The organism is Tessaracoccus pujii, from assembly GCF_054483895.1.
Genome location: NZ_CM137012.1, coordinates 2,501,116 through 2,520,360, shown reverse-complemented (window position 1 = coordinate 2,520,360; position 19,245 = coordinate 2,501,116). Strand labels below are relative to the sequence as shown.

16 protein-coding genes are annotated in these 19,245 nt (G+C 66.6%); 9 read left to right on the top strand and 7 right to left on the bottom strand.

The window, feature by feature from the left end; translation table 11 throughout:
• The 5 genes from ACX1D0_RS11965 to ACX1D0_RS11945 all read left to right on the top strand — a co-directional run bounded on the left by ACX1D0_RS11965 (position 1) and on the right by ACX1D0_RS11945 (position 6,176).
• Positions 1-1,581, top strand: coding sequence for a type I restriction-modification system subunit M (locus ACX1D0_RS11965; RefSeq protein WP_459018153.1), 1,581 nt, complete (start codon positions 1-3; stop codon positions 1,579-1,581).
• Positions 1,578-2,720 carry a restriction endonuclease subunit S gene (locus ACX1D0_RS11960; RefSeq protein ID WP_459018152.1) on the top strand — a complete coding sequence of 381 codons (1,143 nt, stop codon included), beginning with the start codon at positions 1,578-1,580 and terminating at the stop codon, positions 2,718-2,720. The genes ACX1D0_RS11965 and ACX1D0_RS11960 overlap by 4 nt, the downstream gene beginning before the upstream one ends.
• 160 nt (positions 2,721-2,880) lie before the next feature.
• Positions 2,881-3,060 carry a hypothetical protein gene (locus tag ACX1D0_RS11955; RefSeq protein ID WP_459018151.1) on the top strand — a complete coding sequence of 60 codons (180 nt, stop codon included), beginning with the start codon at positions 2,881-2,883 and terminating at the stop codon, positions 3,058-3,060.
• Positions 3,061-3,072: 12 nt separating this feature from the next.
• The gene (locus ACX1D0_RS11950) at positions 3,073-4,155 is read left to right on the top strand and encodes a HigA family addiction module antitoxin (RefSeq protein WP_459018149.1); all 1,083 of its coding nucleotides are present in this window, start codon (positions 3,073-3,075) and stop codon (positions 4,153-4,155) included.
• Positions 4,156-4,415: 260 nt separating this feature from the next.
• Positions 4,416-6,176, top strand: a complete 1,761-nt coding sequence (locus ACX1D0_RS11945; RefSeq protein ID WP_459018148.1) for an ATP-binding protein — start codon at positions 4,416-4,418, stop codon at positions 6,174-6,176.
• 83 nt (positions 6,177-6,259) lie between these two features.
• Here ACX1D0_RS11945 and ACX1D0_RS11940 read toward each other — a convergent pair whose 3' ends face one another.
• From ACX1D0_RS11940 to ACX1D0_RS11915, 6 genes are all read right to left on the bottom strand, one after another.
• A complete protein-coding gene (locus tag ACX1D0_RS11940) occupies positions 6,260-7,402 on the bottom strand; it encodes a tetratricopeptide repeat protein (protein ID WP_459018147.1) in 1,143 nt (380 codons plus the stop codon).
• A gap of 227 nt (positions 7,403-7,629) precedes the next feature.
• The gene (locus ACX1D0_RS11935; RefSeq protein WP_459018146.1) at positions 7,630-7,920 is read right to left on the bottom strand and encodes a type II toxin-antitoxin system RelE family toxin; all 291 of its coding nucleotides are present in this window, start codon (positions 7,918-7,920) and stop codon (positions 7,630-7,632) included.
• Between the two features lie 4 nt (positions 7,921-7,924).
• Positions 7,925-8,218, bottom strand: coding sequence for a hypothetical protein (locus tag ACX1D0_RS11930; RefSeq protein ID WP_459018145.1), 294 nt, complete (start codon positions 8,216-8,218; stop codon positions 7,925-7,927).
• A 165-nt stretch (positions 8,219-8,383) separates the two neighbouring features.
• The gene (trhA, locus tag ACX1D0_RS11925; RefSeq protein ID WP_459018144.1) at positions 8,384-9,061 is read right to left on the bottom strand and encodes a PAQR family membrane homeostasis protein TrhA; all 678 of its coding nucleotides are present in this window, start codon (positions 9,059-9,061) and stop codon (positions 8,384-8,386) included.
• A gap of 276 nt (positions 9,062-9,337) precedes the next feature.
• Positions 9,338-9,652, bottom strand: a complete 315-nt coding sequence (locus tag ACX1D0_RS11920) for a type II toxin-antitoxin system PemK/MazF family toxin (protein WP_068750567.1) — start codon at positions 9,650-9,652, stop codon at positions 9,338-9,340.
• Between the two features lie 3 nt (positions 9,653-9,655).
• Complete coding sequence (locus ACX1D0_RS11915) at positions 9,656-9,889, bottom strand: YlcI/YnfO family protein (RefSeq protein WP_068750569.1); 234 nt, start codon at positions 9,887-9,889, stop codon at positions 9,656-9,658.
• 121 nt (positions 9,890-10,010) lie between these two features.
• On the opposite strand from ACX1D0_RS11915, the gene ACX1D0_RS11910 reads away from it, so the two are divergent.
• A complete protein-coding gene (locus tag ACX1D0_RS11910; protein WP_459018142.1) occupies positions 10,011-13,127 on the top strand; it encodes a type I restriction endonuclease subunit R in 3,117 nt (1,038 codons plus the stop codon).
• Between the two features lie 14 nt (positions 13,128-13,141).
• Here the strand turns inward: ACX1D0_RS11910 and ald are convergent, their stop codons facing one another.
• On the bottom strand, positions 13,142-14,263 hold the full coding sequence (gene ald, locus ACX1D0_RS11905; protein ID WP_459018141.1) for an alanine dehydrogenase: 1,122 nt from the start codon (positions 14,261-14,263) through the stop codon (positions 13,142-13,144).
• A 289-nt stretch (positions 14,264-14,552) separates the two neighbouring features.
• Here ald and ACX1D0_RS11900 point away from each other — a divergent pair, with 289 nt between their 5' ends.
• From ACX1D0_RS11900 to ACX1D0_RS11890, 3 genes are all read left to right on the top strand, one after another.
• Positions 14,553-15,410: a septal ring lytic transglycosylase RlpA family protein gene (locus ACX1D0_RS11900; protein WP_458995305.1), complete on the top strand. Its 858-nt coding sequence runs from the start codon at positions 14,553-14,555 to the stop codon at positions 15,408-15,410.
• Positions 15,411-15,982: 572 nt separating this feature from the next.
• Positions 15,983-16,984, top strand: a complete 1,002-nt coding sequence (locus tag ACX1D0_RS11895; RefSeq protein ID WP_459018139.1) for an ABC transporter permease subunit — start codon at positions 15,983-15,985, stop codon at positions 16,982-16,984.
• A gap of 14 nt (positions 16,985-16,998) precedes the next feature.
• Positions 16,999-17,925 carry a carbohydrate ABC transporter permease gene (locus tag ACX1D0_RS11890; RefSeq protein WP_458995303.1) on the top strand — a complete coding sequence of 309 codons (927 nt, stop codon included), beginning with the start codon at positions 16,999-17,001 and terminating at the stop codon, positions 17,923-17,925.
• The last annotated feature ends 1,320 nt before the right edge of the window (positions 17,926-19,245 follow it).

Here is a 19,245-nt window from a genome sequence, read left to right as displayed (position 1 = left end):
ATGGCCAGAACACCCGCCGCCCCCGCCGCGCCCAGCACCGCGAAGGAGCTCAAAGACCTGCTGTGGAAGTCGGCCGACAAGCTGCGCGGCTCGCTGGACGCCAGCCAGTACAAGGACATCGTGCTGGGGCTGGTGTTCCTCAAGTACGTCTCCGACGCGTTCGAGGAGCGCCGCGAGCAGATCCGCGAGGAACTGATCATCGAGGGCTACGACGAGGCCACCGTCGCCGAGACGCTGGAGGACCGCGACGAGTACACCGGCTCGCAGGTGTTCTGGGTGCCGCAGGAGGCCCGGTGGTCCTACCTCGCCGCGCACGCCAAGGGCACGCCGGACAAGTCCACCGGCGAGCTCGTCGACGACGCCATGCGCCGCCTCATGGAGGAAAACAAGTCGCTGGCAGGGACGCTGCCCATGGTGTTCAACCGGTCCAGCGTGGACATGCGCCGCCTCTCGGAGCTGATCGACCTGCTCAACGGCGCCCGCTTCACCGGCGCCGGCGCCACCAAGGCCCGCGACCTCCTGGGCGAGGTCTACGAGTACTTCCTGGAGAAGTTCGCCCGCGCCGAGGGCAAGCGCGGCGGCGAGTTCTACACCCCCGCCGGCGTGGTGCGGGTGCTCGTCGAGGTGCTACGGCCGACGTCGGGCCGCGTCTACGACCCCTGCTGCGGTTCCGGCGGCATGTTCGTGCAGGCGGAGAAGTTCCTCGAGTCGCACCATCGCTCGCCGGGCAGCATCTCCGTCTATGGGCAGGAGCTCAACGAGCGCACCTGGCGGATGGCGAAGATGAACCTGGCCATCCACGGCATCCTGGGCAACCTGGGCCCCACCTGGGGCGACACCTTCGCCCGCGACCTCCACCCGGACCTCAAGGCCGACGTGGTCATGGCCAATCCGCCGTTCAACATCAAGGACTGGGCGCGCCGCGAGGACGACGCCCGCTGGGCCTACGGCGTCCCACCGGCCGGGAACGCCAACTACGCCTGGCTCCAGCACATCCTCAGCAAGCTCACCCCCGACGGTCAGGCCGGCGTGGTGATGGCCAACGGCTCGATGTCGTCCAACAGCGGCGGCGAGGGCCAGATCCGCGCCGAGATGGTGGAGGCGGACGTGGTGAGCTGCATGGTGGCGCTGCCCACGCAGCTGTTCCGCTCCACCGGCATCCCCGTGTGCGTGTGGTTCCTGGCCAAGAACAAGGGCGCCACCGGCGAGGCGACGACGGACCGCCGCGGCCAGACGCTGTTCATCGACGCCCGCAGCCTCGGGCACATGGTCGACCGCGCCGAGCGCGCCCTGAGCGACGACGACATCGCCAGGATCGCAGGCACCTTCGCCGCCTGGCGCGGCATCGAGGGCGAGTACGACGACGTGCCCGGCTTCTGCCGCTCCGTCCCGACGGCGGAGATCAAGGCCGCCGGGTACGCGCTGACCCCCGGCCGCTACGTCGGCACCGCGGCGGTCGAAGCCGACGGCGAACCCCTCGACGAGAAGATCGAGCGCCTGACCAAGGAGCTGTTCGAAGCGATGGACCAGTCCGCCCGCCTCGACGCCGTCGTCCGCGAGCAGCTGGGACGGCTGCGGTGAGAACCACTTTGAACCAGCTGGCGGCTCGTAGCGTCCTTGAGTTCAGCGACGGGTACCGCACTCGCAAGGACGAGCTCGACCAGACGGGCTTTCGTATTGTCCGTGCCGGCGATCTTCACTCCGGCCGCGCGCACTTCGATGGTCCGGACTTCGTGAGCGCAACCATGGCTAGAGGAATCGGGCGAAAGGCGGTGCAGCCCGGCGACGTCGCACTCACCACCAAGGGGACGGTCGGGCGCGCTGCGCTGGTTGGCGATGTCCCCGAGCCAGCTGTGTACAGCCCCCAGATCTGCTATTTCCGTGTGCTGGATGACAGCGTTCTGAACTCTCAGTTCCTGCTCTGCTGGTTTCGGAGCGAGGGGTTCTGGTCGCAGGCCTCCTACTTGATGTCTGCCACAGACATGGCTCCCTACCTGAGTCTCAAGGACATCGGGAACCTTGATGTCGACCTTCCAGACCTCGCCACCCAAACCGCCATCGCCGACGTCCTGGGAGCGCTGGACGACAAGATCGCCGCCAACGAGCGGGTGCTTGACCAGAACCTCCGACTGCGCAGCGGCATCTTCGAGTCCCTAGCCAAACCCTTATCGGTACCCATGAGTAACCTGGCTCGCTTCGTCAACGGTCGCAACTTCACCAAGGACGCCACGAGCAGCGGCCGGCCGGTGATCCGCATCGCGGAGTTGAACAACGGGGTCACCGGATCCACAGTGTGGAATGACGTCGAGGCCAGTGACGACAACGTGGCGAGTGCCGGCGACATCCTGTTTGCATGGTCCGGCTCGTTGACGGTGACGCGGTGGAGCGGAGCCGAGGGACTCGTCAATCAGCACATCTTCAAGGTGTTGCCAAACGGGCTGCCTGACTGGCTGGTGTATCACCTGCTGCTGGCGAAGCTCGCGGACTACAAGTCCATCGCGGCCGACAAAGCCACCACCATGGGGCACATCCAGAGGGGCCACCTTGATGAGCCTGTCCCAACCCCGACCCTCGAGGGGGCTGCAAGGGTCGACCGCACGATGTCTGCTTTGTGGTCAGCCGAGCTCAGTCTGCGGAGCGAGAACAGCCGCCTCGCCGCGACCCGCGACGCCCTCCTCCCTGAGCTCATGTCCGGGCGGCTCGCTGTCAAGAGCATTTGACAGCGGTGCTAGCGTGTAACGTAAAAGGTTACAGATCGTGAGGATTCGTTGTTCGTCGAACCAGCTCCAGAAGGAGTGCAGCGACGAGCGAAAGATGAAGCGGAAACGCGGGTCGGTGGCTCCGAAACTGAGGCTGCGAATCAACGCTTTGAGTGCGGCAATGTCGTTGGAGGATCTGCAGACGTTGGATCCACTTGGCCGGTGGCACCCGTTGACGGCCAATCGCACTGGTCAATGGGCCGGGGACCTCAGTCGCAACTGGCGGCTCATCGTCGAGGATGACGGCGTCGAGGGCGGAGAGGTTTCGGTCATGGTGATCGAGATCCGGGACTACCACTAGAGGGGAGGGGACGTGGACAGGAACTATGCGGTTGCGCCGGGGGAGTACCTCGCCGAGTGGCTGGACGACGAGCACTTCACCCAGCAACAGCTGGCCGACAGGCTGGGGTGGAGCCGGAAGCGGGTGAACGAGATCGTCGGGGGCCGCGCCCCGATCTCCGCGGAGGCGGCCATCCAGCTGGAGCGGGTCACCGGCATCCCCGCGGACTCGTGGCTGCGCTTCGAGGCCGCCTACCGGGCCGACCTCGCCCGGCTGCACGACGCCGAGCAGCTTCAGGCGGACGTCGACGTGGTCGATGCGCGCGTGGCAACGTACCTGCGATCGCTCGGAGTCACGACGGCGACGGCCAGGAGCAAGACGCAGCTCGTGGCCGACTTCCTGCGCTTCCATCGCTGCGGCACGGTCGCCGCCTACCGGGAGCTGATGGCGGATCAGTTCCGGGGCGAGTTCCAGCTCGCGGCTCTGAAGGAGTCCACGGACGCCGTTGATCACGGGCTGTTGATGGCCTGGCTCCGCGCTGGCGAGCTGACCCCCGAGTACGAGGCTGCCCGCACGCTGGCCTACGACGAGGAGGGCCTGCGAGCGCTGCTCCCCGAGCTGCGCCGCCGTGTCGCCACGCCCGACGAGCACATGATCAACGATGTGAGCGCCCTGCTCCGGACCATTGGCGTCACGCTCCAACTCGTCGAGCCGCCAGCCAGCTTCCCGCTGCACGGCGTCACCCGCTGGATCGACGGCCGGCACCCGTTGATCCAGCAGACCGGCCGACGAGGCAAGGACGGCTTCATCATCTGGACGCTGTTCCACGAGCTGGGCCACATCCTGAACGACCCCCGCGGCGAGATCCATCTGGAGTTCACCTCGTCGAAGACACGGAACTCGCACGCGGAGAAGCAGGCCAACCGTTTTGCGATGGAGACGCTGTTCGGCGAGTCCGGGCTCGAGCCCTTCGATGGACTCGAGCGCGACGGCGATATCCGTCGCGTGGCGCAGGAGGTAGGAATCTCCCCCGGGCTCGCGGTGTTTCAGATGCACCGGAGCCGGCTGCTCGACTACAACCGCGGCAACAAGCTCTGCGTCGATCTACGCGCCTGACCGGACCTCGCGCTCACTCGGCCTAACGCTGCTAAGCAGATGGGGATCGTTGTCAGTGAAGTGCGAGTGTGTCCTCACTGATCGAGACTGAAACACACTGAAGGACACTGACGGTTTGAGTCGACGAGAGTGAAAAGTAGAAACTCTCACCGTTGTCAGCGTTGCGCGTTGTGAAAGCTCGGTTTACAGAAGAAGAAACACTGCGACTCTGGAAGACTGCAAAACTTGAAAATCTAAGTCTTGTGTCGTATGTTTCAACTGTGAAGTGGGACAGCGCGAGTCTCCAAGATGCCATCATCGGGCTTCGGGAGCGGCGAGGCGACAGCGCGGAGATTGAAGTAAAGTCAGCCGCCGGCGGTGCTCCAACGCTGGGGCCAACCCTGTGTGCCTTCGCCAACATGCCCGAAGGAGGAACAATCATCCTCGGGCTCGATGAGGCGGCAGGTTTCGTGCCAGTGGATCTGACGAGCGTCGCCGCCCTCGAACAGGCGGTCTCCGATCAGGCGAGAACCAGCGTCGTCCCGCCCCTGCGTTGCGAGTTCCAGACTTTTCGGGTGTCGGGCAAGCCCGTGCTCGTCGTCGAGGTGACGGGCCTGCCACTCGACCAGCGGCCGGCGCGCCACGGCGGCAAGGCGTATCTTCGCCAGACTGATGGTGATTACGTGATGAGCGAGCAGGAACTCGCCCAACTCGAGCTGGCCAAGACCCAGGCCAAGCAGCCCACCCATCCTGACCGCCAGCCGGTTCCCGGCTCATCGGCCGACGACCTTGACGGCGGACTGGTCGCCTCGTATCTGGCCGCCGCGCGCGCGGCGTCGCGTCGCTATGCGGCAGCCACTGATGAACAGATCCTCCTTCACACGGGCGTGACGACGCGTTCGGGCGAGGTCAGCCTGGCCGGTCTCTATGCCATGGGTCAGTTCCCCCAGTCGGGTTCGCCGAGCCTTGGAATTACCGCCGCCGTTGTGCCGCCGCGTGATTCGGATGGTCCCCGCACTCGAGACCTGGTTCACCTCATCGGGCCCATACCCGACCTGCTGGACGAGGCCATGGCTTGGGTGCTACGCAACACTCGCACCACCATGGGCTACGACGACAGGGGCCATGGCGTCGACCGCTCAGAACTTCCGATGAGAGCCGTGCGTGAGATCGTTGCCAACGCCCTCGTGCATAGGAACCTGCATCCCATCACCGACTCGAAGCGGGTGGAGATCCGGCTCCTCAACGATCAACTGGTCATCACGAGCCCAGGAGGTCTCTGGGGCGTCTCGGAGAGCCAACTCGGGCGCCCAGGCGCGAAGAGCGCCGTCAACCCGGTTCTCTACGAGATCTGCAAGTTCGTACGCATGGCTGACGCGAGTCGAGTCATCGAAGGGGAGGGGGGCGGGATCCGCGAGGCGATTCAGGCCCTCACTGCCGCAGGACTCCGTCCGCCACGGTTCATCGACAACGGGCTCCAGTTTACCGTCATCATCTCCAGGCACACCCTGGTGGAGGACGCGGATCTGGTGTGGCTACAGGACGTCGCCGACGATGTGGACCTCTCGAGCGAAGAACGGGCCGTCCTTGTGTCGATGAAGCACGGGGGAGTCTGGAGCAACGTCCGCGTCCGGCAGGAATTCGCACCGATCGACTCGACGGCTGCCCGTAAGCTGTTGCAGCGGCTCGTCGAGGCCGGGCTTGCGGTGGCCGACGGCGAACGTCGGCAGACGTCTTATCGAATCTCACCCTCGCTGGCCTCCTCTGCGCAGGAGGAAGTGGAGGTGTTGGAAACGGCTCCTTCAAGGCCGCCACGCCTCGACGATACGGGCGCTCCTCGGCCACGCGTCAAGCATTCAGACGCGATTCTTGGCGCGATGGAGCGTGCGGCGACGCTCCACGAGCTCGTCGAGGCTACCGGCCTCACTGAAGGGCAGGTTCGGTACGCACTGAAGAGGCTCATCGGGAGCGGGGACGTCGCGATGATCGGTTCCCAAGGAGTACGCGATACCCACTATGAGCGCTCGGGTGGCGTCCACTAGTCGGCAACAACGACGTTCGCCCTCGCTGCACAGCAGTGAGGGCTCACTGAACAACTGTGACGTGCAGTGAAGCACCAGTGAGGTCAGTCAGCAGTCGCCGCGAGGCGGCTGCTGATGTGCTGATGCAGGTCGTCGATATACGCAGGAAGCCGCATAGATCGGAGCGAGAACGAACCACACTCTGGCTCGCACCAGACAAATACCTCGGTGTCAGGGGCCTGAATGCCCTCTAGAAGTGCAAGAGCTTCGGCGTCGCGCCCGAGGAGGTGGCGCACGAACGCGCGGTTGGCGGTGTTGAGCGCCGGCTGTCTCAACGGAAGGTGCGACGCCCGATCCAGCGGGCCGATCGCCTGAGCCGCGCTCTGAGGGATCAGGCAGAAGCCCAGGTTGTTGAGCGCCTCTCCGTCCGCTGGGTTCATGAAGGCCAAAGCGGTGAAGATATCAGCCGCCTCTTCGGGTCTGCCCTCCTGTAGGTGGCGGACAGCCTTGTGGACGAACTGCTCACTGCTGAGGTCGCGCGATTGGGGGAAGGTCTGAGGCGTAGACTCGGCCAGACGGTCCAGGGCCACGGTGGCCACCTCGGTGGGATCGATGGTCCTCGCGGCCAGAACGCGATCCCCACACTGCGTGGTGATGCGGCCGCGGGAAAGACCCCACTCCATGACCAGGCTGCTCGTGGTCCAATCGGACACATGGGTCACGGTGAACCTCTCCCACAGCCAGAGCGCCTCCGGCTCAGGCAGAGTGGGTGGAACGCTGCTGAACAGAGCTTCCGCGGGGGCGTTCCACGCCAGAAACCCCTGCAAGTCAGTCTCGACCAACCGAGCGAGCCACTCTGTCGCATGCGTGGCGTACCACTTGCGGTAGTCATCAGGGCGCTTTTTCTGTGCCAGGTGTGAGTCCCACAGTTGCCGCCAAGGATCCGAGGCGGGTAGGTCTGGGGCCATCTCCGTGATGACGTCAGCGACTGTGGGTGAGATACCGACGCGCAGGATGGCGACAACGTCAAGTCCGCGCCGCGTTAGCTCACGCCAGATGTCGTAGAAGCCGTCTTCCGACGCTGTGCGGACGCCGGGTGGCGTGGCCGCATACCTGCGGAGCCTGAGAAGCAGGGAGGAGGTGTTTGCACTGGCCACTGGCGATTCGAGGTCACGGAGCATGGCCTCAGTGGCGTCGAAGAGGGACGCACCCGAGGCAATCTCGATGGGCCGCGATACGCCGGTCATGACTAGGCCTCCGAGCACGGTGACAGAGGTTGTCGGCCTCGCCACCCCCCTCTCCCGCAGGGCTTGACGGCACTCCTCGCCGCACGTGGGGCCCTGGGGCCCAACTCGGTAGTACGGGCACGACGGCGTCAGGGTCGGAATGGTGCACGAGTCGCTGTAGGCCGTGAGCGCCCGACTGATCAGTTCACCTTCTAGCGAAGACCGTTCCCCCATGGATGCAGCCTAGATCAGTCGGGGTGCGGGCCGATGGTGACGATCGTGATGCTGCCTTCGCCTGGGCCGTACTTCCAGAAGATGCGCCACGCGCCCGGAGTGTGGTTCTCCACATACGACTCCCACAAGTCCGACCCGTCCACGGACTTGACGGATTGGTACTTGTGGGAATTGAGACCCGGGTGACGAGGATTCTGCTCCAGGAGCCCAAGTGTCTTGCGCACCTTCTTCAGCTTCACCTTGTGGTTCGGTGATTCGAGATCCTTCAGGATCTTGCTCGCCTCCGGGGTAAACCTCAACTCCACGGGATCAGTCCTCGCCGTCCTCATCGTCAGCGTACTGGGCGAAGCTGCCGAGGCTCTCGGTCTCGCCCGCTGCCGCCTCCGCCAAGCCACGTGCCAGGGACTCGCGCAGCATCTGGTTCTCCCACACGATCAGTTCGCGGCGCGGGATCGAGACCAAGGGGGTCAACAGGATCTGTCCCTCATCGTTGACCGCTACGGCGTAGCGGTCGTCCTTGCGGACGCCGGTCTTGCCCATGGGCAGGCGTCCGCGTTCGTCAGCGAGTGCTTCACCGACGCTCTTGAATACGTCCGTGTTCATGTGAGTCCTCCCGTCCGCGAGAAAGTTAACACTCGACCCGCGGTTACATTGCCCCATGGGGGCATTGCCCACATTACGCCTGTCTGATGGAGTGTTCAAGTCGGAACAGAAGTCTGTAGCTACCCAACCTGCTGTGTCGTGGATCAGGTCCTGGGGGCGACGTGATTACGCGGGCAGCACGAACAGGTACATCAAGAGGTAGTGGAGGAACGCCGCCACGGCCACGAGCACGTGCCAGATCTCGTGAAAGCCGAAGGTGCCGGGCCACGGGTTCGGCCGCTCGATCACGTAGATTACGAATCCCGCGCTATATACCAGGCCGCCCGCTCCCAGGAGGATCAGTGCCTCCAGCGGGAGCGAGACGTCCGCGCCCATCAGCACCACCGTCATCCAGCCCAGCGTGATGTACAGGGTGTTGGTGACGTATTTCGGGAGCCGTCGCCACACCGAGCGCAGCACGATCCCCAGGATCGCGATGGTCCACACCGCGCCGAACACCGCCCACCCGTAGACGCTGCGGAAGAGCACCAGCACGAGGGGGGTGACCGTGCCGGCGATGAGGGTGAAGACCGACGCGTAGTCGAGCGTCCGTAGCGCCTCGTTGATTCGGGGGCCGCGATCGAGCCCGTGGTGGAGCGTGCTCGCCGCGAAGAGGGTCATGAGGGACAGGCCATAGATGCTGAAGCCGACGATCTTCCACGGGTCTCCCTGCGCGATGGCCTGGGAGACCAGCAGGACCGTCCCGAGGACCGAGAAGCAGAAGGCCACCAGGTGCGAGAGGGTGTTGAACCGCTCGTCGGTCACGTGGACGCTGCCGTCCCTGCTTCTGATAGCGCTGTTCACAAGCCGCCTTCCGCCGTGTGGCCGTGCGTGAGGGGGGTCCCGTCCTGACGCAGTTTACCGGGGCGAAACTGTCGTACCTGCGCCGTAGCGTCGGCGTCAGGAGTCGACACTCAGGTCGGCTCGCGAACGGTAGGAGGTCCTCGTAGGGTGGAGGATTCTCGGTCGGCGGCCAGGCGCGCGGCGCGTGACAGCGGAGTTCTTCCACGCCATGGGTCGGCCCGTGAAAAGCCGCCGTGCACAATCCATGAGATGCGTCACGGCTGTGCAAGCCGTTCGTCAATCAAGCAACGCGATATCGAGGTCGTAGGCCAGGACGACCGCCCGGGCGAGCTCGGCCTCCTGCCCGCGGGTCAGAAACCCGACGGTGCGCCCGAGTAGCTTACTCGGAACGGTGACGACGTTGTCGAGGGAGATTACGCCGTCGTGGTCGAGGCCGTTGGCAAGGCCGACCGGGACTTCGCTGGACAGGCCCTTGACGGTGGAGGTGATCGGCGCGATCGTGACTTTCGTCATGGCCGCCCGCGCGGCCTCGCGAGTCAGAACGACTGCTGGCCGTGTCTTGTCGAGCCGGACCAGGCAGATCTCACGCACGGGTCAGTCCTCGACGGTGGTGTGTGTGACGGACCAGTTGACCAGCTCGTCGAGCTCCTCAGTGGTGCCCCGCTCGCGCAGGATGGCGGCGTCGTCCTCGGCAACCTGACGGCGCATCTCGCGCTCGAGGGCGCGAGCCACCAGTGCTGCTCGGCTGGGAGCGTTGCCGGCGGCCACGGACTTGTCCAGGAAGGCCACCATGTCGTCGGGGAGTCGGATCGCGATCTGCGTGCTCATGTCACCATCATACCGGAGTGGGTCCCATAGTGGGATGCATGCCATTCTTGCTCAACCTGGATAACGGGCGTTCTCGCACGCCGCGTCGGATGCGGACAGACATGCGGGCAGACTAGGGCTCATGCTCGAAGACGACCTCGAACTCCTCGCCCACGACTACCTGGGCGAGCTCGGGTGGCGTCCGGTTCACGGCTCCGAGCTCAACGCCCGCCGCGGGTCGGCCGCGGACCCGGTCCTCGTCGTCGACTTCCGCGCGGCGCTGGCCCGGCTCAACCCGGCGGTGCCCGCGACACTGCTGGACCAGGCCGTCACAGAGATCCTCTCGCCGGCGTCGCAGGACGCCGCCTCGGAGAACCTGCGCCTCCACGAGCTCATGGTGCACGGCTACCGCGGGGTCAGCTGGCTGGAGCCCGACGGCACCGAGCGCACGCCCACGCTGCGGCTGATCGACCCCGACCCGTCGGCCAACGACTGGCTGGCCGCTCGCCAGGTGATCGTCCGCGACCGCGACGCCCACCGTCGCTTCGACCTCGTCCTCTACTGCAACGGCCTCCCCGTCGGCATCGTCGAGCTGAAGAACGCCGGTGACCAGTCCGCCACCGTCGCGACGGCGCACGCCCAGCTCGCCACCTACCTGCGCGAGTTCCCGATGGCCTTCCGCGCGTGCGTGGTCACGCTCCTCAGCGACGGCGTGGTGGCCAAGTACGGCAACCCGTTCGCCCCGCTCAACCACTACGCCGAGTGGAACGTCGACGACGACGGCCTCCCGCTCGCCGACCAGGCGCCCGCGCTCGAATCGCTGCTCGACGGCGTGGCCAACCTGGAGCGCTTCGGCCAGCTGATGCGCAACTTCACCGCCTTCGCGGAGGGGGAGGGCCGCATCCTCAAGCGCACCGCCAAACCGCACCAGTACTTCGCCGTCACCAAAGCCGTCGGCCGCACAGTCCAAGCCGTCGAGAGCGACGGCAAGGCCGGCGTCGTGTGGCACACGCAAGGCTCCGGCAAGTCGCTGGAGATGGAGTTCTACACCAACCTCCTCCTGCGCACCCCCCGGCTGCAGAACCCCACCGTCGTGGTGGTCACCGACCGCACCGAGCTCGACGGTCAGCTCTTCGACGGCTTCGCCGCCTCCAAGCTGTTCCCCGAGAAGCCGGAGCAGGTCTACACCCGCGAGGCTTTGCGCACCGCGCTCACCGAGCGCAACTCCGGCGGCATCCTGTTCACCACCCTGCAGAAGTTCGGCCGCACCCAGCAGGAGCGCGAGGCCGGGCGCGAGCACCCGCTGCTGTCGGGGCGCCGCAACATCGTGGTCATCGTCGACGAGGCGCACCGCAGCCACTACGACGACCTCGACGGCTACGCCCGCCACCTCGCCGACGCCCTCCCCAACGCCACGCTCATCGCGTTCACCGGCACGCCCATCAGCTTCACCGACCGCAACACGCGTGAGGTGTTCGGCGACTACATCGACATCTACGACCTCACCCGAGCCGTCGCCGACGGCGCCACGGTGCCCGTCTACTACGAGCCGCGGCTCGTCACCGTCGGGTTCGACGACGGCGTCACCGCCGAGCAGCTCGACGCGGCAGCCGACGAGCTCACCCGCGACCTCGACGAGACCGAGCGCGAGCAGGTCGAGCGGTCCGTGGCAGTCATCAACTCCATCTACGGCGCGCCCGAGCGGCTGCGCACGCTGGCGGCGGACATCGTCGAGCACTGGGAGAAGCGCCGGGCCCGGATGTACCCGGAGATCGAGGGGCCGGGCAAGGGCCTCATCGTGTGCGCGACCCGCGAGATTGCAGCCAACCTGTACTCGGCCATCGTCGCGCTGCGGCCGGACTGGCACTCGGATGCCATCGACGGCGGCCGCATCAAGGTGGTCTACTCGGGCACCGCTTCGGACCAGCCCCCGATTAGCGACCACGTCCGCCGCGAGTCCGAGAACAAGGTGATCAAGAAGCGGCTCGCCACCGCCGAGGACCCGCTGGAGCTGGTCATCGTCAAGGACATGATGCTTACCGGCTACGACTCGCCGCCGCTGCACACCCTCTACCTCGACCGCCCACTCAAGGGCGCCCTGCTCATGCAGACCCTCGCCCGGGTCAACCGGACGTTCCGGGGCAAGTCCGCCGGCCTGCTGGTGGCCTACGCGCCGCTCACCGACAACCTCGCCCACGCGCTTGCCGAGTACACCCTCTCCGACCAGCGCGAACGCCCGATGGGTCGCGACGTGGGCGAGGCCGTCGAGCTGGCGCGGGCGCTCGTGGACCAGCTCCGCGAGCTCGTCCGCCCGGTGAACTGGCGCGCCAAGCTCGGCACGCCCCGCGGCTGGATGGACGCCGCCCGTCTGTTGACCGCCTGGCTGCGGGACCCGCGGAACCCGGGCAACCGCGTCGAAGAGGGGCACGCGACGCTCACCGACCGCTACCGGCACCTCACCACTCAGCTCGGCCGCGCCTGGGCGCTGTCGGCGGGAGCGGAGAATCTGGCCGACATCGCCGACGAAGTCCGGTTCTACGTGGAGGTCCGGGCCTGGGTGGCGAAGCTGGACGCCGCCGAGCGGGAGGCCACCGGGCGGCCGGTGCCGGAGGAGGTGGCGCGGGCGCTGCTCGCCGTCGTCGAGGACTCCACCGACTCGCGCGACGTCATCGACATCTACCAGATGGCGCAGATCACCCCGCCCGACTTCGACCACCTGGCACCGTCGGTGCTGGAGGAGGCGCAGGCATCGCAGAACCCGCAGCTGGCCATCGAGGCGCTGCGCGCCGCGCTGCTGCTGGAGGCGGCGCGCGTGTCCGGCCGCAACCTGGTGCGGCAGCAGACCTTCGGGGACCGGGTTGCAGACGTCATCAACCGCTACACCAACGGGCAGCTGACCTCCGCCGAGGTGCTGCTTGAACTGTGGCGCACCGCAGAGGAGATCGCGTCCGAGGCTCGACGGGGGGAGCAGTTCGACCCGCCGCTCGGCACCGACGAGCTGGCCGTCTACGACGCCGTCGCGGCGAACGACTCGGCGATGGAGGTGCTGGGCCAGCCCGTGCTGGGGCAGATCGCGCGCGAGCTGGTCGAGCTGCTGAGGCGCGACGCGAAGACGGATTGGACGGTACGCGACGACGTGCGCGCGTCCATCCGCGCCAAGATCAAGCGCCTGCTGCGCAAGTACAAGTACCCGCCGGACCGCTCCGAAGAGGCGGTCAAGCTCGTGGTGCAGCAGATGGAGGTGCTGTCGCGGGTGTAGGCGCGCCGGATGGTTCAGTCGGCGCCGAGCACCGCCGCGACACTCGCGCACTCGCGTCCGAACGCCTCCGCCACCGGCCGCGACACCAGCGCCCCGCCGTGCGTGGACAACCCCCTCGCCAGTGCCTCGTCGCGACGCATGGCCTCCCGCCAGCCGTGGTCCGCGATCGCCTCGACGTAGGCCAGGGTCGCGTTCGTCAGCGCCCACGTCGACGTGTTGGGCACCACCCCGGGGATGTTCGAGACGCAGTAGAACGTGGAGCCCTCCACCTGGAACGTGGGGTTCTCGTGCGTCGTGGGGCGTGAGCTCTGGAAGCAGCCGCCCTGGTCGATGGACACGTCAACCAGCACCGATCCCGGCTTCATGGAGGCCACCAAGTCGTCGGTGACCAGCTTCGGCGCCCGCGCGCCAGGCACGAGCACCGTGCCGATGACGAGGTCCGCCCCCAGCACCTGTTCGCGCACCGCCAGCGTCGACGACGCGATCTGGTGCACCCGGTTGTCCCACCTCCAGAAGCTCATCCGCAGCTTCTGCAGGTCGGTGTCGAGGAGGGTGACGTCGGCGCCCATGCCGAGCGCGATGTTGGCGGCGTTCTGGCCCGCCACGCCCGCCCCGAGCACCACCACCTTCGCGTTGGCCACCCCGCCGATCCCGCCGAGCAGCAAGCCCCGGCCGCCCTGGTTCTTCAGCAGCGCGTGCGCGCCCACCTGGGGCGCGAGGCAGCCGGCCACCTCGCTCATCGGGTAGAGCAGCGGCAGCAGCCCCGACGACAGCTGCACCGTCTCATAGGCGATCGACGTCGTTCCGGCGGCCAGCAGCGCATCCACCAGCGGCTCGTCGGCGGCGAGGTGCAGGTAGGTGAACAGCACCAGGCCCTCTCGGAGCCGGTGGTACTCCTCCGCGATGGGTTCCTTCACCTTCAGTACCAGCTCGGCGTCGCCCCACGCGGTGTCGGCGTCCTTGACGATCTCGGCGCCCACCGCGCGGTAGTCGTCGTCGCTGAACGACGAGCCCACCCCCGCGTCGTGCTCCACGAGGACGCGGTGTCCGCGGGCGGTCAGTTCGTGCACCCCGACGGGGGTGATGGCCACCCGGAACTCGCTGTTCTTCGTCTCTCGGGGCACGCCGATGCGCATGGGTCGCTCCTTGCGGGGTCGCGGGCCGCGACGTTGCGGCCGACGCTTCAGGCTAGCGGCCAGCCGGTCCGGCCGTGGATCACTCGGGCGGTCGCAGGGCCTCGAGCTGCCGACACCTCAAGCCTCGCCTGAGGCTTCTCAGTTGGTGCCCTGTTGCGCGTGAGGAAAAGCCCTGGCCAGAGGCGGGGGGTGAACCAAGCTGAGAATTACATCTGAGAAATTCTTGGAATTCTCAGGTATCGGGTGTTACGGTCGGGCCCTCGCGGATCCGTGGAAAGGACCCACCACCATGTTCAAGCGCTTCCTCCTCGCGGCCATGGCCACGCTGATGGGCGCGGTGTCCCTCGGCGCCGTCGCACCCGGCGTCGCGCACGCGGCCACCGATCCCTACACGCAGCCGGGCCAGCACTACGTCAACGGCCGCTACTGGCGCACGGAATGCGAGAACTACTCGGACACCGTCATCCGGTGCCGCACCGAGATCTGGGCCACCAAGGTGGTCAAGGAGAACGGGGCATACCGCCAGCGCAACGGGTGGGTGTTCAACAACCTGACGTACCTGGCCTCGGACCGCGCGCAGTGGGAGGGCAACCCCCTGGGCAACAAGGGCACCTGGACGGACGCCGACGGCCGCGCCTGGCGCACCGACTGCGACAGCGAGGTGACCGGCGGCAACGGCTGCCGCACCTACGCGGAGTCCACCGTCGTCAGCTACCAGAACGGCCGCTACGTGCAGTACGCCACCGAGGTCTTCAACAACCTGGTGCACTTCTCCTCCGACGGCGCCGCCCCGGTGACCGCCATCCCGCCGCGCACCCCGGACATCGAGGGCTTCCCCGTCGAGCCAGACCCCTCGTCGGCCCCCGTCACCACCTGCAAGGCCTCGTACTACTGGCAGGGCAGCAAGACCGCCAACGGCGAGAGCTACAACCCTGACGGCTTGACCGCCGCCCACCGCACGCTGCCCTTCAACACCATGGTCCGCGTGGTCAACCCGGCCAACGGCAAGGAGGTCACGGTCCGGATCAACGACCGCGGGCCCTTCATCGACGGCCGCTGCATGGACCTCTCGCGCGGGGCCATGACCATCCTCGGCGGCACCTCCGCCGGCGTGATCACCATCAACTACCAGGTTCTGCCTGGCTGAGCGGGGATCCCCCCTCCCCGACCGACGGGGCCGCGCCGACCGCGCGGCCCCGTCGGTCTTTCTGCGCGCCCAGGTCTAGGTGGGAGTCGGCACGAATCGCCGTCGGAGTTGGGGGTCGAGGTCGCTGGGGGCGTCGGGGTCGGGTTGCGACGGCGTGTCGTGCTCAGGGGGAGGCGGCCGGGTGGTGGGGGCGCGACGGTGGGGGCGGCGGGGTGCGGGTTGTGCCCGGTCGGGGTGGGCACGAATCGCCGTCGGAGTTGGGGGTCGAGGTTGCTATGGGCGTCGGGGGCGGGTTGCGACGGCGTGTCGTGCTCATGGGGCGGCGGCCGGGTGGTGGGGGCGCGACGGCGTGTCGTGCTCAGGTGGGCGGCGGATCGTCGCTGCGATTCGAGAGATTGAGAGCGCTCTACAAGGGCTATTGCGCTGAGGATACTCTCGGGTTACCATGAGTCGTCGAAACGCTTCGCCAACGGAGGCAGTGTGAATATGAACCAGGAACAAGCGCCCACGCCGGGTGTCCATCCAGGCACCGACGCGCTCGCGCCGGTGTCGCGGCCCGAGGGCAGGGGCCGATGACTGTCGCGGCCCCGGTGCAGCCCCCGAAGCCGGAGGTGGTCGCCTCGGCCAAGCGGAAGCTCCGCCGAGGCGACGCCCCCGCCGGGTCCACCTCGTCGCGGCGCAAGCCCTCGAAGGCGATGTTCCTCAGCATCCTGCCCTTCCTCATCCTCGTCTTCCTGTTCTCGCACTTCCCGCTCTACGGGTGGATCTACTCGCTCTACGACTACCGTCCGGCGCTCGGCCTCTCCGGCAGCGAGTTCGTGGGGCTGCAGTGGTTCCGGCTCCTCGTCGGCTCGCCCACGCAGCTGGCCCAGATCGGCCAGGTCATGGCCAACACGCTGGGCATGAGCTTCATCGGCATCGCGTCCTCGGTGCTCCCGCTCGCGTTCGCCGTGTTCCTCAACGAGATCCGCGCGCCGTGGTTCAGGAACGCCATCCAGACCCTGACCACGCTGCCCAACTTCATCTCGTGGGTGCTGGTCTACATGATCGCGTTCTCGATGTTCTCCACCACCGGCCTGGTCAACTCGCTCATGCTGGACTCCGGCCTCATCACCGTGCCGATGAAGTTCCTGGACACGGACCAGCACATCTGGCTCACCATGGCCGCCTGGGGCATCTGGAAGACCGTCGGCTGGGGCGCCATCATGTACCTCGCTGCCATCGCCGGGATCGACCAGGCGCTCTACGAGTCGGCCAAGGTCGACGGCGCCGGCCGGTTCCAGACCATGTGGTACATCACCGTCCCACAGCTCATGCCCACGTACTTCGTTCTCCTGCTGCTGTCCATCGCGAACCTGCTCAACAACGGCATGGAGCAGTACTACGTGTTCCAGAACGCCTTCAACAAGACCTACATCCAGGTGCTGGACCTCTACGTCTACAACATCGGCATCACGGGCAACAGCCTGTCGATGGCCACGGCGATCAGCATGCTCAAGTCCATCATCTCGGTGGTCCTCCTCCTGTCGGTCAACGCCCTCGCCAAGCGCGTGCGCGGCACGTCCCTCATCTGATCGGAGCAGCAGACATGACCGCACTCGCGCACCAGCCCACCCGCATCGTCGAAGAGAAGGGATCCTTCGTCTTCCACGGGATCAACTACCTGATCTTCGCCCTCCTGGCGCTCATCTGCGCCTACCCCTTCTACTACCTCATCATCAACTCGATCAGCGCCAACGACATCGCCGCCCAGGGCGACGTGCGGTGGTGGCCGGTCGGCCTCCAGTTGCAGAACTACGCGCAGGTGTTCAGCCTGCCCGGCCTGCCGCAGGCGGCGCTCGTCTCGATCGGCCGCACGGTGCTGGGCACCGCCGCGACGGTCCTGGCCTCCGCGTTCCTCGGCTTCATGTTCACCCAGCCGCGGCTGTGGAAGCGGCAGCTCTGGTACCGGCTCGTCGTCATCACCATGTACTTCAACGCGGGCCTCATCCCGGTGTTCATCATCATGAAGACCCTCGGGCTGACCAACAACTTCTGGGTCTACGTCCTGCCGTTCGTGGTCCAGCCGTTCAACATCATCCTGGTCAAGACCTACGTCGAGTCCATGCCGGACTCGCTGCAGGAGGCGGCCGAGGTCGACGGCGCGAACGTGTTCCAGACGTTCTTCCGCATCGTCCTGCCCAACATGACCCCCATCCTCGCCACGGTGGCCATCTTCTCCGCCGTCGCGCAGTGGAACAGCTTCCAGGACACGCTGCTCTACATCACGGACCAGAGCCTCTACACGCTCCAGTTCCTGCTCTACATGTTCATCAACCAGGCGGCCTCCCTGGCGGCCGCGGCTCAGCAGGCGGGCGGCAACCTGGGCTCCATCGCCTCGGCCGCCACCTCTCAGACGGCGACGTCGATCCGCACCACCGTGTCGGTCATCGTCGTGCTGCCGATCATCTTCATCTACCCACTCTTCCAGCGGTTCTTCGTCAAGGGGATCATGCTCGGCGCCGTCAAGGGATGACGGTCCGGCTCCCTCACCTCCAGAAAGGAAACCCAATGCAGTACAGGAAGGCTGTGGCCCTTGTGGTCGCACCATTGATGGGTCTCGCCGGGCTCGCAGCCTGCAGCCCCGAGCAGGCTCCCGCCGACGACTCGTCGCAGGCCGCCAGCGGCACGTTCCCCACCGAGTGGTCCGAGGAGATCACCATCGACGTGTTCGACGGCCTGGCCAACCAGATGGGCGAGCAGCCCGGATGGTTCGCCAAGATCGTCAAGGACAAGTTCAACATGAAGCTCAACATCATCGCCCCCAACGTGGCGGGCGGCGGTGACACGCTCTACAACACCCGCGTCGCGGCGGGCGAGCTGGGTGACCTCATCGTCACCGACAAGGGCGAGAAGCTCGACGAGCTGGTCCAGGGCGGTCTGCTCCTCGACGCCTCCCAGTACTACCCGGCCATGTCGAACGCCGCCGTGTTCGACGCCGCCGTGACCCGCCTCAACGAGGGCAAGGACGGCACGTACGCCTTCCCGACTCAGGTCTCGCAGCTGAAGCCCACGGACTCGAGCGAGGGCATCGACCCCACCTTCGGCCCGTTCGTCCGCTGGGACCTGTACGCGGAGCTCGGCTACCCGGAGATCGGCACGCTGGAGGACCTGCTGCCGGTGCTCAAGAAGATGCAGGACGCCGAGCCCACCGCCCCCAACGGCAAGAAGACCTACGCGCTGTCCATGTTCAAGGACTGGGACGGCAACATGATGAACAACGCCAAGCAGCCCGCCACCTTCTACGGCTTCGACGAGATCGGCTTCGTCTACGCCAAGGCCGACGGCTCCGAGTACCAGAGCGTCATCGACTCCGACTCCGCCTACGTGCGCAACCTGCGCTTCTTCTACGAGGCCAACCAGCTGGGCATCATGGACCCCGAGTCCACCACTCAGAACTACGACACCCTGTTCTCCAAGTACCAGAACGGCCAGGTCCTGTTCTCCTGGTGGCCCTGGCAGGGACAGTCGGCCTACAACACCACCGACAACGTCAACGCCGGCAAGGGCTTCATGATCGCCCCGCTGCAGGATATGCAGGTGTTCTCCTACGGCGCCGAGCCGTTCGGCGGCAAGCAGGTCATGGCCATCGGCTCCAAGGCCGAGGACCCGGAGCGCGTCGCGGCGTTCATCGACTGGCTGTACTCCCCCGAGGGCACCTACTCCAACAACAGCCAGACCATGGGCGCGGCCGGCCCGCAGGGCCTGACCTGGGACGTCAACGCCGAGGGTGCGCCTGAGCTCACCGAGTTCGGCATGAAGGCCCTCGTCGGCGGCGGCGCAACCGTGCCCGACG

Coding starts and splice junctions, on each gene's coding strand:
- ACX1D0_RS11890 (WP_458995303.1), top strand. CDS start 16,999: ATGACCGCACTCGCGCACCAGCCCACCCGCATCGTCGAAGAGAAGGGA.
- ACX1D0_RS11955 (WP_459018151.1), top strand. CDS start 2,881: ATGTCGTTGGAGGATCTGCAGACGTTGGATCCACTTGGCCGGTGGCAC.
- ald (WP_459018141.1), bottom strand. CDS start 14,263: ATGCGCATCGGCGTGCCCCGAGAGACGAAGAACAGCGAGTTCCGGGTG.
- ACX1D0_RS11895 (WP_459018139.1), top strand. CDS start 15,983: ATGACTGTCGCGGCCCCGGTGCAGCCCCCGAAGCCGGAGGTGGTCGCC.
- ACX1D0_RS11940 (WP_459018147.1), bottom strand. CDS start 7,402: ATGACCGGCGTATCGCGGCCCATCGAGATTGCCTCGGGTGCGTCCCTC.
- ACX1D0_RS11965 (WP_459018153.1), top strand. CDS start 1: ATGGCCAGAACACCCGCCGCCCCCGCCGCGCCCAGCACCGCGAAGGAG.
- ACX1D0_RS11915 (WP_068750569.1), bottom strand. CDS start 9,889: ATGAGCACGCAGATCGCGATCCGACTCCCCGACGACATGGTGGCCTTC.
- ACX1D0_RS11910 (WP_459018142.1), top strand. CDS start 10,011: ATGCTCGAAGACGACCTCGAACTCCTCGCCCACGACTACCTGGGCGAG.
- ACX1D0_RS11930 (WP_459018145.1), bottom strand. CDS start 8,218: ATGAACACGGACGTATTCAAGAGCGTCGGTGAAGCACTCGCTGACGAA.
- ACX1D0_RS11900 (WP_458995305.1), top strand. CDS start 14,553: ATGTTCAAGCGCTTCCTCCTCGCGGCCATGGCCACGCTGATGGGCGCG.